Source organism: Streptomyces griseorubiginosus, assembly GCF_036345115.1.
GTDB lineage: Bacteria > Actinomycetota > Actinomycetes > Streptomycetales > Streptomycetaceae > Streptomyces > Streptomyces griseorubiginosus_C.
On sequence record NZ_CP107766.1, the window covers coordinates 2,946,066 to 2,960,897 of the forward strand.

At 71.3% G+C, this 14,832-nt stretch carries 8 protein-coding genes; 7 read left to right on the top strand and 1 reads right to left on the bottom strand.

Annotation, left to right across the window (positions count from 1 at the left end; all coding sequences use genetic code 11):
* Positions 1 to 130 precede the first annotated feature (130 nt).
* The 7 genes from OHN19_RS13075 to OHN19_RS13105 all read left to right on the top strand — a co-directional run bounded on the left by OHN19_RS13075 (position 131) and on the right by OHN19_RS13105 (position 12,143).
* Complete coding sequence (locus tag OHN19_RS13075; protein WP_330264364.1) at positions 131 to 1,939, top strand: ABC transporter ATP-binding protein; 1,809 nt, start codon at positions 131 to 133, stop codon at positions 1,937 to 1,939.
* Positions 1,936 to 3,798, top strand: coding sequence for an ABC transporter ATP-binding protein (locus tag OHN19_RS13080; RefSeq protein ID WP_330264365.1), 1,863 nt, complete (start codon positions 1,936 to 1,938; stop codon positions 3,796 to 3,798). Before OHN19_RS13075 ends, OHN19_RS13080 begins: the two co-directional genes overlap by 4 nt.
* A 28-nt stretch (positions 3,799 to 3,826) precedes the next feature.
* The gene (locus OHN19_RS13085; protein ID WP_330264366.1) at positions 3,827 to 5,557 is read left to right on the top strand and encodes an ABC transporter ATP-binding protein; all 1,731 of its coding nucleotides are present in this window, start codon (positions 3,827 to 3,829) and stop codon (positions 5,555 to 5,557) included.
* Positions 5,554 to 7,311: an ABC transporter ATP-binding protein gene (locus OHN19_RS13090; RefSeq protein WP_330264367.1), complete on the top strand. Its 1,758-nt coding sequence runs from the start codon at positions 5,554 to 5,556 to the stop codon at positions 7,309 to 7,311. Before OHN19_RS13085 ends, OHN19_RS13090 begins: the two co-directional genes overlap by 4 nt.
* A gap of 253 nt (positions 7,312 to 7,564) precedes the next feature.
* Complete coding sequence (locus OHN19_RS13095) at positions 7,565 to 9,613, top strand: M4 family metallopeptidase (RefSeq protein WP_330264368.1); 2,049 nt, start codon at positions 7,565 to 7,567, stop codon at positions 9,611 to 9,613.
* 284 nt (positions 9,614 to 9,897) lie between these two features.
* A complete protein-coding gene (locus OHN19_RS13100) occupies positions 9,898 to 11,562 on the top strand; it encodes a M4 family metallopeptidase (RefSeq protein ID WP_330264369.1) in 1,665 nt (554 codons plus the stop codon).
* 71 nt (positions 11,563 to 11,633) lie between these two features.
* The gene (locus OHN19_RS13105; protein ID WP_123763152.1) at positions 11,634 to 12,143 is read left to right on the top strand and encodes a DUF1990 domain-containing protein; all 510 of its coding nucleotides are present in this window, start codon (positions 11,634 to 11,636) and stop codon (positions 12,141 to 12,143) included.
* A 34-nt stretch (positions 12,144 to 12,177) separates the two neighbouring features.
* On the opposite strand, the gene OHN19_RS13110 is transcribed toward OHN19_RS13105, so the two are convergent.
* Complete coding sequence (locus OHN19_RS13110) at positions 12,178 to 14,796, bottom strand: glycosyltransferase family 1 protein (RefSeq protein WP_330264370.1); 2,619 nt, start codon at positions 14,794 to 14,796, stop codon at positions 12,178 to 12,180.
* Positions 14,797 to 14,832: the final 36 nt, after the last annotated feature.

Sequence of the window (14,832 nt, forward strand, 5' to 3'; positions counted from 1 at the left end):
TGCGGCGGTACGACCCCCTCGCCGCTCCTGTACGGCCCCTCGAACACGCAGGTCGTAGGTCCAGCGGCCGACTCCGGTCCGGCCAAAACTCGGTGGGCGTTGTCAGTGCCGGTCCGTAGGCTCGCAGCTGATGTCCATTACACATGCAACCACCAAGGGCGGGTCGGCCGTGAAGACCCTGCTGCGTCTGTGGCCGTATGTCCGGCCGGCCCGCGCGCGGCTGCTGACCGCCGCGCTCGTGGCGATCCTCGCCTCCTGTACGGGGCTGGTGATCCCGCTCGTCCTGAAGTGGATGGTGGACGGCCCGGTCGCCGACGGGGACACGGCCGGCGTGTGGCTCGGAGCGCTGTACCTGCTGCTGCTCGGGTTCACGGAGGCGCTGCTGTTCGGGCTGCGGCGGTGGCTGGTGGCGAGACCGCTCTCCCATGTGGAGGCGGAGATGCGGGCGGGCCTGTACCGGCACCTCCAGCGCCTCCCGGTGGCCTTCCACGACCGCTGGGCCTCCGGCCAGTTGCTGTCCCGGGCCACCACCGACCTCATGCTGCTGCGCATGTTCCTCGCCTTCCCGCTGACCTTCCTGCTGGTCAACGCGGTGACGATCCTCGTGGGCGTCATCATCATGCTGCTCCAGGACTGGACCCTGGGCCTGGTGATCCTCGGCCCCGCGATCCCCGTGATGGTCACCTGCGTGATCTTCGAGAAGCGCTACCACCATGTGGCGCGTCTCGCCCAGGACCAGGTCGGCGACCTCACGACGGTCGTCGAGGAGAGCGTCCTCGGCATCCGCATCATCAAGGGCTTCGGCCGGCACCGGTCGCAGGCGAGGGCGTTCCGCGACCTGTCCGCGAAGCTGCGCGGCACCGAGCTGCGCAAGGCCCGCCTCCTGGCCACGATCTGGGGCGTCATCACCACGCTCCCCGAGGTGGCCATCGGGGCCGCGCTGGTCCTGGGCTGCGTCCAGGTGGCGGACGGCGACCTGTCGGCGGGCACGCTGGTCGCGTTCCTGTCGACGGCCCTCGCCCTGAGATGGCCGGTCGAGTCGATCGGCTTCCTGCTGGCGATGAGCCAGGAGGCGGCGACGGCGACGGAGCGCTATTTCGAGGCGATGGACGAAGCACCGGAGCAGGAAGACGCGCCCGATAGGGGCGCGGGGAACGGCGCGACAAGCCCCCACGCACCCGCAGCCCGCGACGACGGCATGCGCTTCTCGGCGGTCTCGTTCCGTTTCCCGGACGCCCCCGAGGACGCACCACCCGTTCTCGACCGCATCGATCTCCACATCCGGCCGGGTGAATCCATGGCCCTCGTAGGCGCAACAGGCAGCGGCAAGACCGCCCTCACCGCTCTGGTCCCCCGCCTCCACGAACTCACCTCGGGCCGCATCACCCTGGACGGCGAGGACATCACCGCCATGTCCCGAGAAGAGCTGCGCTCACAAGTAGCCGTGGCCTTCGAGGACCCCACCCTCTTCTCCACCAGCGTCGGCGACAACGTCCTGATGGGCCAGGACGAACGAGAACTGGACAGAGCCCTCTCCGTCGCCCAGGCCGACTTCGTGCACGCCCTCCCCCAGGGCACCGAGACGCAGGTCGGCGAACAGGGCCTCAGCCTGTCCGGCGGCCAGCGCCAGCGCCTCGCCCTCGCCCGGGCCGTCGTCGGCAGGCCGAGGTTCCTCGTCCTGGACGACCCGCTGTCCGCCCTGGACGTCCACACCGAGGCCGCCGTGGAGGCCGCGCTGCGGGACGTCCTGGCCGACACCACCGCGCTGATCGTCGCCCACCGTCCCTCCACCGTGCAGCTCGCCGACCGGGTCGCGCTGCTGTCCGAGGGCCGCATCACGGCCGTCGGCACCCACCACGAACTCCTGCGCACCAACGCCGAGTACGCCCATCTGATGTCCGGGTCCGGGGACTCCGGGGAAGGGGAGGACGCCCGATGACGGCCCCCACCACGTCCGCGCCCACCACGGACGAAGAGCCGCGGCCGCCCGGCGAGAAGCGGGCCGACGACGCGTTCGACGAGGACCGGCTGCCCGCTCCCCCGCGCGCCACCGCCCTTCTGCTGCGCTCCCTGCTCGCCCCGATGAAGGCCCGCGTCACCGTCACGACCCTCCTGCTGCTGCTCCAGCAGGCGGCCGTGCAGGCGGGCCCGCTGATCGTGGCCTACGCGATCGACCGGGCCGTCCCCGCGTTCCGGGACGGCGACCACGGCCCGCTGATCGCGGTGGGCGTCGGCTACCTGCTGTGCTCGCTGGCCTCCGGCGCTCTGCAGTACGCGTTCATCCTGGTGTCCGCCCGCGTCAACCAGGACGTCCTGCTCGATCTGCGCGGCCGGATCTTCCGGCACGCGCAGGCGCTGAGCGTCGACTTCCACGAGCGCTACACCTCGGGCCGGCTCATCTCCCGCTCCACGACGGACGTCGAGTCGCTGCGCGAACTGCTCAACGAGGGCCTCCAGGAGCTCGTCACCGTCGTCCTGTCCTTCCTCTACATCTCCGCGCTGCTGCTCTGGCTGGACCTCGGGCTCGGCGCGGTCGCGGTGGCGTCCTTCGTGCCGCTGTACGGGCTGGTGCGGATCTACCAGCGGCGCGCGGGCCGGGTGTACCGGAAGCGGTCGACCGCGATCGCCGCCGTGATCGTGAAGTTCGTGGAGACGATGAACGGCATCCGCCCGGTGCGCGCGTTCCGCCGCGAGGCCGCCAACGACGCCGACTTCGCCGTACTGAACAAGCGCCACGAGCGGGTCAACGGAGACGCGCTGCTGGAGATGGCCCGCTATGTCGTCGGGTCCCGGCTGGTCGCCAACACGGCCGTCGCGGGGATCGTGCTGTGGGGCGCCTACCGGGTCGCGCAGGGCTCGCTGGAGCTGGGGGTGCTGGCGGCCGCGGTGCTGTACCTGCGGCGGCTGTACGACCCGATCGACCGGCTGGGGATGTTCCTGAACTCCTACCAGTCGGCGGCGGCCTCCCTGGAGAAGATCGCCGGTCTGCTCGCCCAGACCCCGACCGTGCCGGAGCCGGCGGCTCCGCGGCAGCTCCCGGCGCTGGAGTCCGCGGACCGTCCCGGCCGCGAGGTCGTCTTCGAGGGGGTGTCCTTCGGCTACCGCACCGGCGGCGAGGTGCTGCCCCGCTTCGACCTCACGCTCCCCGCCGGACAGACCGTCGCGGTGGTCGGCTCGACCGGCGCCGGGAAGTCGACGCTCGCCAAACTCCTCGCCCGCTTCTACGACCCCTCCGAGGGCCGCGTCCTGCTGGACGGCGTGGACCTGCGTGAGCTGACCGTGCCCGAACTGCGGCGCGGGGTGGTCATGGTGACCCAGGAGGCGTTCCTGTTCTCCGGCACGGTCGCCGAGAACATCGCGATCGGCCGCCCGGACGCCTCGCGCGAGGAGATCGAGCGGGCCGCGAAGGCGATCGGCGCCCACGACTTCATCAGCGCCCTGCCCGACGGCTACGACACGGACGTCCGCAAGCGTGGTGGCCGTATCTCCGCGGGGCAGCGCCAACTCGTGGCGTTCGCGCGGGCGTTGCTGGCGGACCCGGCGGTGCTGATCCTGGACGAGGCGACCAGCTCGCTCGACATCCCGGGCGAGCGGGCGGTGCAGCGCGCGATGGCGACGGTCCTGAAGGGCCGTACCGCCGTGGTGATCGCGCACCGGCTGTCGACCGTGGAGATCGCCGACCGGGTGCTGGTGATGGAGCACGGCCGGATCGTCGAGGACGGCACACCGGCCGAACTCACCGCGGGCACGGGCCGGTTCGCGGATCTGCACCGGGCCTGGCGGGACAGTCTGGCGTGAGCGACCACACGGGCGAGCGGGGGAACAGGTGATCGACGCGTACGAGGACCCGGGCGTTCCGGACGTCCGGGGCGGCTGGCGGTACCTGTGGTGGCTGGTCCGCTGCCAGCCGGGCCGGTCGGTGGCCGGGGCGCTGCTGGGCAGTTCCTGGATGGTGCTGCTCGCGGCGACGCCGTACCTGATGGCGAAGGCGATCGACGAGGGCCTGGAGCCGGGTGACTGGCCGGCGCTGGCGGGCTGGTGCTTCGCGCTGTTCGCGGTCGGTTCCTTCAACGCGTGGCTGAGCATCATGCGGCACCGCACGATGACCCGGGTGCGGATGGACGCCAACTTCCGCACGGTCAAGGTGGTCGTCGGCCAGGCGGTCCGCCTCGGTGCCGCGCTCTCGCGCCGGACGGGGGCCGGGGAGGTCGTCACGATCGGCGTGGGCGACGTGCAGACGATCGCGCAGGCCCTGACCGTCGTGGGCCCCGGCGTCGGAGCCTGTGTCGCCTATCTGACGGTCGCCGCCCTGCTGGTCTCGGTCTCCCCGGTCCTCGCGACCGTGGTCCTCCTCGGCATCCCGGCGATCGTGCTCCTCGTGGGCCCGTTCCTGTCCCGCCTCCAGGGCGCCGAGACGGAGTACCGCAACCGCCAGGGCGTCCTCACCGCCCGGATCGCCGACCTCGCGGGCGGTCTGCGCGTCCTCAACGGCCTCGGCGGCAAGGGCCTGGTCGCCGACGCCTTCCACCGCGACTCCCAGCACCTGCGCACCCAGGGCTACCGCGTCGGCGCGGTCACCAGCTGGGTCCAGGCCCTCGGCGTGGGTCTGCCCACCCTGTTCCTCGCCACCGTCACCTGGCTCGCGGCCCGCCTCGCCGCCCAAGGGGACATCAGCGTCGGCGAGTTGGTGGCGGTGTACGGCTATGTCGCGGTCCTGGTGGGCCCGGTGGCGTTCTGGGTGGAGTGCGGATACCAGCTGAGCCGGGGCGTGGTGGCCGCGCGGCGGGTCGTACGGTTCCTGCGCCTGGAGCCACTGGAGGACACGGGCACGAGAGACGCCCCCGCCGAACCCTCGGTCCTGCACGACCCGGACTCGGGCGTGAGCATCCTCCCGGGCCGCCTGACGGCCATGGCCTCGGCACACCCGGCGGATTCGGCTGCGGTACTGGACCGCTTGGCCCGCTACACGCCGTCAAGGGCGACCTGGGGCGGAGTACCGCTGGACGAGATCAGGCTGCCCCAGATCCGGCAGCAGATCTTGATCGCGGACCACGAGGCGGACCTGTTCGCAGGCACACTGCGCGATGTGATCGGGGGCGCGGATTCCGGCCCAAGGGGCGCGGGGAACTGCGCGACCAGCCCCCACTCACCCGCGGCCGCGATACACGCAGCAGTGGCAGACGACATCGCGCAGGGTCTCCCCGACGGCCTCGACTCCCCCATGGACGCCCAGGCCCGCAACCTCTCCGGCGGCCAACGCCAACGCATCAGACTCGTCAGAGCCCTCCTCGCCAACCCCGAGGTCCTGCTGGCCGTAGAACCCACCTCCGCCCTGGACGCCCACACGGAAGCCCTCGTGGCGGAACGCCTGCGCGAGGCGAGAGACGGCCGTACCACAGTCGTCACCACCACCTCCCCCCTCGTCCTGGACCACGCCGACACCGTCCTCTACCTGGTCGACGGCAAGCTCGCAGCGACCGGCACCCACCAGCAACTCCTCACGCAGGAACCGGGATACCGCGCCCTGGTCGCAAGAGACGTGGAGGTCATGAAGTGACCGACGGCCACCTCCCGGTCGCCGACCAGGCAGCCGTACGGCGCGCCTCCGTCCGGCTGATCCGCAAGGACACCCGCGCCTTCACCGCCGTCCTCGCCCTGAACTCCACCGCGGCCCTCACCGGCCTCGCCGGCCCCTGGCTGCTGGGCCGGATCATCGACGAGGTGCGCGCCGGGAGCGGTGTCGCCGCGGTGGACCGGCTCGCGGCCGTCCTCGTGGTGTGCGCGAGCGTCCAGCTCCTCCTGGCCCGCTGGGCCCGCTATGTCGGCCACCGCTTCGGCGAACGCACCCTCGCCCGGGTCCGCGAGGAGTTCGTGGACCGCGCCCTCGCCCTGCCCGCCTCGGTCGTGGAGCGGGCCGGTACCGGTGACCTCACCGCCCGTGGCACCGCGGACGTGGCGACCGTGGGGACGACGCTGCGCGACGCGGGTCCCGAACTGCTCATCAACTCCGTGCAGTTCCTGTTCCTGCTCGCCGCGGTGTTCGTCCTGAACCCCCTGCTGGGCGCGGTCGGCCTGTTCGGCCTGCTGCCCATCTGGCTCGTGCTGCGCTGGTATCTGCGGCGGGCCCGGGACGGCTATCTGGCCGAGGGCGCGGCCACCTCCGACGTCGCCGAGATCCTCGCGGCCACCGCGTCCGGTGCCCGCACGGTGGAGGCGCTGCGGCTGGAGGAGCGGCGCGTCCGGGCCAGCCGGGAGGCCCTCGACACGGCCCGCCGCACCCGTCTGTACACCCTCTACCTGCGCAGTGTGTTCTTCCCCGTGGTCGAGATCGCGTACATCCTGCCGGTGGCCGGGGTGCTCCTGATCGGCGGAATGCTGCACGCGCGAGGCGTGATGAGCCTCGGCTCGGTCGTCGCGGCCGCCCTGTACCTCCAGCAACTGGTCAACCCGCTCGACCAGATCCTGGTGCGGGTCGAGCAACTCCAGTCCAGCGGCGCCTCGTTCGCCCGGGTGGAAGGGCTCGCGGGAGCGCCGCGGACCTCCGCCGAGGACTCCCCCACCCCCACCGACGATCGCATCGACGTCACCGGCGTGCGCTACTCCTACGGCCGCGGCGGCGAGGTCCTGCGCGGTGTGGACCTGACCGTGCGTCCCGGGGAACGGCTCGCGGTGGTCGGCCCGTCCGGTGCCGGGAAGACCACGCTGAGCAGACTGCTGGCCGGTGTCGACGCGCCCACGTCGGGCTCGGTGACCGTCGGTGGCGTGCCCGTCGTCGGGCTCGGACCCGAGCAGCTGCGCCGCCAGGTCGTCCTGGTCACCCAGGAGCACCATGTCTTCCTGGGCACGGTCCGCGACAACCTCCTCATCGCCGAACCCGGCGCCGGGGACGAGGAGTTGTGGGACGCGCTGGCCGCCGTAGGGGCGGACGGGTGGGTGCGGGAGCTGCCCGAGGGGCTCGACACCCGGCTCGGCGAGGAGGGCGGCCACTCCACGGACGGCTCGCAGGCGCAGCAACTGGCGCTGGCCCGGGTGGTGCTGGCGGATCCGCACACGCTGATCCTCGACGAGGCGACCGCGCTGCTCGATCCCACGACCGCGCGGCACACCGAGCGCGCCCTGGCCGCCGTACTCGAAGGGCGCACGGTGATCGCCATCGCGCACCGGCTGCACACCGCGCACGACGCGGACCGGGTGGCGGTCATGGAGGACGGCCTGCTGACCGAACTGGGCACGCACGAGGAGCTGGTGGCGGCGGGCGGGGCGTACGCGGCGCTGTGGGGGTCGTGGCACGGCGGGCCGGGCGGCAGCTGAACCCCCACCGGGTCACAGGCCGCCCACGCGACCGTATATCGAACATGAACTACCGGACAACGGACCGTTTCCGGCCAACTTTCTGACGCGCTCCTGACAGACAGCGCAATCCACTGCCACTCTTCCCACGGCTGCTTCACAGCAACCCCACAGCACCACCGTTCTGCGTACCTCCATGTTGTGCCCGGACGGTCGACCCACCGTCCGGTCTCCCCTGGCCGCGTGATCCGCGGCCGCGCAGAAGGAGTCAGTGTTGAGAGACAGTTCCTCCCACAGACGCGCCCCCCACACCCTGCACCGCAAGGCCGCCGCCGTGGCCCTCGTCGGTGTCTCGGCCCTGCTCGCCACGGCCGTCCAGTCGGGCGCCGCCACCGCGGCACCGGAGAAGGCACCGTCGGCCGCGGGCAAGGTGCTCCCGGGCGCCGAGTCCCTCAAGCTCAGCCCCGCCCAGCGCGCCGAGCTGATCCGCCAGGCGAACGCCACCAAGGCGGACACCGCCAAGGACCTCGGCCTCGGCGCCAAGGAGCAGCTGGTCGTCCGTGACGTCGTCAAGGACGGCAACGGCACCCTGCACACCCGCTACGAGCGCACCTACGACGGCCTGCCCGTCCTCGGCGGCGACCTCGTCGTGGAGACCACGAAGTCCGGCGCGACCGAGGGTGTCGTCAAGGCGACCGCCAAGGCCATCAAGCCGGCCACCACGACGGCCGCCCTGCCCGCCGCCAAGGCGGAGAAGCAGGCGCTGACGCTCGCGAAGGCGGCGGGCGCCGACAAGGCCGACACCAACCGCGCCCCGCGCAAGGTGATCTGGGCCGGCAACGGCACGCCCACGCTGGCGTACGAGACGGTCGTCGGCGGCCTCCAGGAGGACGGCACCCCGAACGAGCTGCACGTCATCACGGACGCGGCGACCGGCGCGAAGCTCTACGAGTACCAGGGCATCGAGACCGGCACCGGCAACACCATGTACAGCGGCACGGTCACCCTCGGCACCACCCAGTCCGGGTCGACGTACAACCTGACCGACGGGGCGCGCGGCGGCCACAAGACGTACAACCTCAACCGCGGCACCTCCGGCACCGGCACCCTCTTCTCGGGCCCGGACGACGTGTGGGGCAACGGCAGCGCCTCCAACACGGAGACGGCCGGCGCGGACGCGCACTACGGTGCCGCGCTCACCTGGGACTACTACAAGAACGTGCAGGGGCGTTCGGGCATCCGCGGGGACGGCGTCGGGGCGTACTCCCGGGTCCACTACGGCAGCAACTACGTCAACGCGTTCTGGTCGGACAGCTGCTTCTGCATGACCTACGGCGACGGGTCGGGCAACACCCACCCGCTGACGTCGATCGACGTGGCCGGTCACGAGATGACCCACGGCGTCACGTCGAACACCGCGGGGCTCAACTACTCGGGCGAGTCCGGCGGGTTGAACGAGGCGACCTCGGACATCTTCGGCACGGCCGTCGAGTTCTACGCCAACAACTCCTCCGACGTCGGTGACTACCTCATCGGCGAGGAGATCGACATCAACGGCGACGGCACCCCGCTGCGCTACATGGACAAGCCGAGCAAGGACGGTGCGTCCAAGGACAGTTGGTACTCCGGGATCGGGTCGGTGGACGTCCACTACTCGTCGGGCCCGGCGAACCACTTCTTCTACCTCCTGTCGGAGGGCAGCGGCACCAAGACCATCAACGGGGTCACCTACAACTCCTCGACCTCGGACGGTCTTCCGGTCACCGGCATCGGCCGGGACAAGGCGGAGAAGATCTGGTTCCGCGCGCTCACCACGAAGTTCACGACCACCACCAACTACGCGGCGGCCCGCACCGGCACCCTCGCGGCGGCCGGTGAGCTGTACGGCACGACGAGCGCCGAGTACACGGCCGTGGCGAACGCCTGGGCGGGCGTGGCGGTCGGCACGCGTCCCGGTGGCGGCGGCGGTGGCGGCACCTCGTTCGAGTCCACCACCGACGTATCGATTCCGGACAACGGGGCGGCGGTCAACTCGCCGATCACGGTGTCCGGTCGTACGGGCAACGCGCCGTCCAACCTCCAGGTCGCGGTGGACATCGTGCACACCTACATCGGTGACCTCCGGGTGCAGCTGATCGCCCCCGACGGCACGGCGTACACACTGAAGGCGTACGGCACCGGCGGCTCGACCGACAACCTCAACACCACGTACACGGTGAACGCCTCCTCCGAGGTCGCCAACGGGACCTGGCAGTTGCGGGTCCAGGACAACGCGGCCCAGGACACCGGCTACATCAACAGCTGGAAGCTGACCTTCCCGTAGGCCCACGGGCCCCTGGACAGGGCGCCGCCCCGGTGGTTCGACTCCCCGGGGCGGCGCCCTCTTTTTGCCAGCCCATGACCGACGGCTTGTTGGGGCTTTGCCCAGGTCAACTCGCTTTACATGCCTGCAATGTTCACCCGGTGGTTGCTTTTCAGCCAACATCACTTGAGGGTCATGACATGTACGCGCCTTGATGCCACGCTTCCTCACAACCGCCGCACAACTTCACAACCACCCCGGTGGGCAACCCCACGCCCTCCGGGCTCCCCCACGAAGGAGCTTGTGTGACCCCCCTCTACGCGCGTCACAAGCGCACCACCCTTGCCATCGCCACCGCTGTCGCGGCCGGAGCCCTGCTCACCACCGGCCTGACCACCGGCAGCGCCGCCGCCGTGACCCCGGCGGAAGGCACCGGCAAGGCCCTCGCGGGCGCCCCGGTCCAGCTGACCGCGGCCGCGCGCACCTCCCTCATCAAGGAGCAGCAGGCCGACGCCGCGACCACGGCCCAGAAGATAGGTCTCGGCGCCAAGGAGAAGCTGGTCGTCAAGGACGTCGTCAGAGACGCCGACGGCACGGTCCACACCCGCTACGAGCGCACCTACGACGGCCTGCCCGTCCTCGGCGGCGACCTGGTCGTCCACGAGTCGAAGTCCGGGGCAACCGAGGGTGTCTCCAAGGCGACGAAGGCCACCATCAAGGTCGCCTCCCTGACCCCGAAGGTCAGCGTCGCCAAGGCCGAGACCCAGGCCCTGACCGCCGCCAAGGCCGCGGGCTCGGACAAGACCGCGGCCGACGGCGCGCGCAAGGTGATCTGGGCCGGCAACGGCACGCCCGTCCTCGCCTACGAGACGATCGTCGGCGGCTTCCAGGACGACGGCACCCCGAACCAGCTGCACGTCATCACCGACGCGGCCACCGGCAAGAAGCTCTACGAGTACCAGGGCATCGAGAACGCCACCGGTACCGGCAAGAGCCTGTACTCGGGCACGGTCAGCCTCAGCACCACGCTGTCCGGCTCGACGTACAACCTCACCGACGCCACGCGCGGCAACCACAAGACGTACAACAAGGCGCACGCCACCAGCTCCTCGGCCGGCACCCTGTTCACGGACGCCGACAACGTGTGGGGCACCGGCGCGGCCTCCAGCTCCACCACCGACCAGACCGCCGCCGTGGACGCCACCTACGGCGCGCAGGAGACCTGGGACTTCTACAAGGCCACCTTCGGCCGCAGCGGCATCAAGAACAACGGCGTCGGCGCCTACAGCCGCGTCCACTACGGCAACGCGTACGTCAACGCGTTCTGGGACGACAGCTGCTTCTGCATGACGTACGGCGACGGCGAGGGCAACGTCAACCCGCTGACCTCGCTGGACGTGGCCGGCCACGAGATGAGCCACGGCGTCACCTCGAACACCGCGGGCCTGAACTACTCGGGCGAGTCCGGTGGCCTGAACGAGGCGACCTCGGACATCTTCGGCACGGGTGTGGAGTTCTACGCCAACAACTCCAACGACGTCGGTGACTACCTCATCGGCGAGGAGATCGACATCAACGGCGACGGCACCCCGCTGCGCTACATGGACAAGCCCAGCAAGGACGGCGGCTCGGCGGACTCCTGGTCCTCCACCGTCGGCAACAAGGACGTGCACTACTCGTCCGGTGTCGCCAACCACTTCTTCTACCTGCTGTCCGAGGGCAGCGGCGCGAAGACGATCAACGGCGTGTCCTACAACTCGCCCACGTCCAACGGCTCCACGGTCACCGGCATCGGCCGGGACAAGGCGCTGCAGATCTGGTACAAGGCGCTGACGACGTACTTCACGTCGACGACCAACTACAAGGCGGCCCGCACGGGCACGCTGTCGGCGGCGTCGGCCCTGTACGGCTCCACCAGCACCGAGTACAAGGCGGTGGCCGCGGCCTGGTCGGCGGTCAACGTCAGCTAGTGCTCACGAGCAACTGACGGGCGGTACCCGGAACGAAGGCATTTCCGGGTACCGCCCTACTCTTGGGTCCCATGTCCTTCACGTACGACGACGTCGGCGCGACCCGGCGGAGCGGATTCTGCCCGCCCGGCTTCCACCCCCTGCACGTCCGCACGCGCATAGGCGAGGGCCACGACGTCTTCCGGAAGGCCTCAGAGGCGGTCCTGACCTGGGAGATGCACCGGGCCCTCGGCGTCGGCATCGACGCCACCGCGGACCGCGCGGCCCCCGACGTGGACGTCACCGTCACCCTCGCCGGGGTCATCAAGGCCCCCTGCCGAGTGGTCTGGACGGTCGAGGAACACCGCCGCGCGGGCTGGGCCTACGGCACCCTGTCCGGCCACCCCGAATGCGGCGAGGAGTCCTTCGTGGTCGACCGCACGGGAGACGGCACGGTATGGCTGACGGTGTCGGCCTTCAGCCGGGGCGCCAAGTGGTACTCCCGAGCAGGCGGCCCGGCAACCCGCGGCCTCCAGCACGCCTACGCCCGCAAGTGCGGGACGGTCCTGCGAAGGCTGTGCGGAGGAGAGGACGCGGGCTGAGGCTCGCCGAGCCAGGAGCCCGCGCCCCCGTCGCTCACCGCATGAGCACCCCGGCCCCCTCCACCACCTCCTCGGAGGGCACCGCCACCACTCCCAGCTCTGTGGCCGAGGCCAGGAGGCGGTGGGAGGGCAGTATGCGGACCGTGTAGCCGTAGGGGCCGGTGCGGTCGAGGGAGAGGGGGCCCTCGTAGACCCAGCGGCCGTCCGGGTCCGGGCCGCCCACCGGCTTCAGCGGGACCGTCGTCGCGTCGGCGATGCGGTCCTCCTCGTCCACCCGGCCGGAGACCGCCTGGACCTCCACGTCGTCCGGGCCGAGCGCGCCGAGACCCACGTGGACCCGCAGGCCGAGCGTGGTGCCGAGTTCGGCCGTGGTCGTCGCGGTCGTGGTCTCCACGTGGTCGACCGTCACCCCGTGCCACTGCGCCCGCACCCGGGCCTTCCACTCCGCCAGCTCCCGCGCCGTGTCCGGGACCATCGTGCGGTGGGCGTGGGCGGCGGGAGCGTAGAGCCGCTCCACGTACTCGCGGACCATCCGGCCGGCCAGGACCTTCGGGCCCAGGAGCGTGAGCGTCTGGCGGACCATCTCGATCCAGCGGTCGGGCAGGCCGCCCTGGCCGCGCTCGTAGAAGCGCGGGGTCACCCGCTGTTCGAGGAGGTCGTAGAGGGCGTCGGCCTCTATGTCGTCACGGCGGTCGGGGTCGGTCCCCACGCCGTCCGCCGTCGGGATCGCCCAGCCGAAGTCGGGCTGGAACCACTCGTCCCACCAGCCGTCCAGGACGGACAGGTTCAGGCAGCCGTTCAGGGCCGCCTTCATCCCGCTCGTCCCGCACGCCTCCAGCGGCCGCAGCGGGTTGTTGAGCCAGATGTCGCAGCCCGGGTAGAGCTTCTGCGCCATCGCCATGCCGTAGTCGGGCAGGAAGACGATCCGGTGCCGCACCCGCGGGTCGTCGGCGAACCTCACCAGCTCCTGGACCAGGCGTTTCCCGCCGTCGTCCGCCGGGTGCGCCTTGCCGGCCACCACGATCTGGATGGGCCGCTCGGGGTGCAGGAGCAGATCCATCAGCCGGTCGCGGTCCCGCAGCATCAGCGTCAGGCGTTTGTACGACGGGACGCGGCGCGCGAACCCGATGGTGAGGACGTCGGGGTCCAGCACCCCGTCGATCCAGCCCAACTCGGCCGTACCGGCGCCGCGTTGCCGCCAGGACGCCCGCAGCCGGTCCCGCACCTCGGTCACCAGCTGCTCGCGCAGGGTCCGGCGCAGCTCCCAGACGTCCTGGTCGGGGATGTCCCCGACGGCGTCCCAGCGCTCCGAGCCGCCGACGGTCAGCGCGTCCTCGGTGCGCTGGGCGCCGATCTGCCGGGCGCCGAGCCGGAACACCTCGGGGGCGACCCAGGTCGGGGCGTGCACCCCGTTGGTCACGGAGGTGATCGGCACCTCCTCGGGGTCGAATCCCGGCCAGAGTCCGGAGAACATCTCCCGGCTGACCTGCCCGTGCAACAGCGAGACGCCGTTGGCGCGCTGGGCGAGCCTGAGGCCCATCACGGCCATGTTGAACAGGTTGGGTTCGCCGCCCGGGTAGGTCTCCATGCCGAGCGCCAGGATGCGGCCCACGTCCATGCGCGGGAGCTCGGCGTCGGGGCCGAAGTGCCGGGCGACCAGCTCCCGGTCGAAGCGGTCGATGCCGGCCGGGACGGGGGTGTGCGTGGTGAACACGGTCCCCGCGCGGACGGCCTCCAGACCGGCGTCGAAGTCCAGCCCCTGGTCGCAGAGTTCGGCGATCCGCTCCAGGCCGAGGAAGCCGGCGTGCCCCTCGTTGGTGTGGAAGACCTCGGGCTCGGCGTGGCCGGTCAGCCGGCAGTACGTCCGTACGGCCCGGACACCCCCTATGCCGAGGAGCATCTCCTGGAGCAGCCGGTGTTCGCTGCCGCCGCCGTACAACCGGTCGGTCACCCCGCGTTCACCGAGGCCGTTCTCCTCGACGTCGGAGTCCAGCATCAGCAGCGGCACCCGGCCGACCTGGGCGAGCCAGATCCGGGCGTGCAGCTGGTTGCCGCCGGGGAGGGCCAGCGACACCTGCGCCGGGGTGCCGTCGGCCTCCTTGAGCAGCGCCACGGGCAGCTCGTTGGGGTCGAGGACCGGATAGTGCTCCTGCTGCCAGCCGTCCCGGGACAGGGTCTGCCGGAAGTAGCCGTGGCGGTAGAGCAGACCGACGCCGATCAGCGGGACGCCCAGGTCGCTGGCCGCCTTCAGATGGTCGCCGGCCAGGATGCCGAGGCCGCCGGAGTACTGCGGCAGCGCGGCCGTGATGCCGAACTCGGGTGAGAAGTAGGCGACGGCGGCCGGAAGTTCACCCGGATGCGCCTGGTACCAGCGCTCGCCGGTGACGTAGTCGTGGAGGTCGTCGGCGGCCGCGGTCAGCCGGCGCAGGAAGCGGCGGTCCTCGGCGAGCTCGGCGAGCCGGGCGGGGCGCACGCCGCCGAGCAGCCGTACGGGATCACCGCCCGACGCGGCCCAGCGTTCCGGATCGACGGACTGGAAGAGATCACGGGTCTCGGTGTGCCAGGACCAGCGCAGATTGCGCGCCAGATCGCTGAGCGGCCGGAGGGGTTCGGGCAGTACGGGTCGGACGGTGAATCGACGGATAGCCTTCACTTGCCACCTCGTCAGGCGTGCGGAGGGGGACACACG

What these genes read in the sequence shown, in the direction of transcription:
- OHN19_RS13075 (WP_330264364.1), top strand. Translation starts at nt 131, where the DNA reads ATGTCCATTACACATGCAACCACCAAGGGCGGGTCGGCCGTGAAGACC.
- OHN19_RS13080 (WP_330264365.1), top strand. Translation starts at nt 1,936, where the DNA reads ATGACGGCCCCCACCACGTCCGCGCCCACCACGGACGAAGAGCCGCGG.
- OHN19_RS13105 (WP_123763152.1), top strand. Translation starts at nt 11,634, where the DNA reads ATGTCCTTCACGTACGACGACGTCGGCGCGACCCGGCGGAGCGGATTC.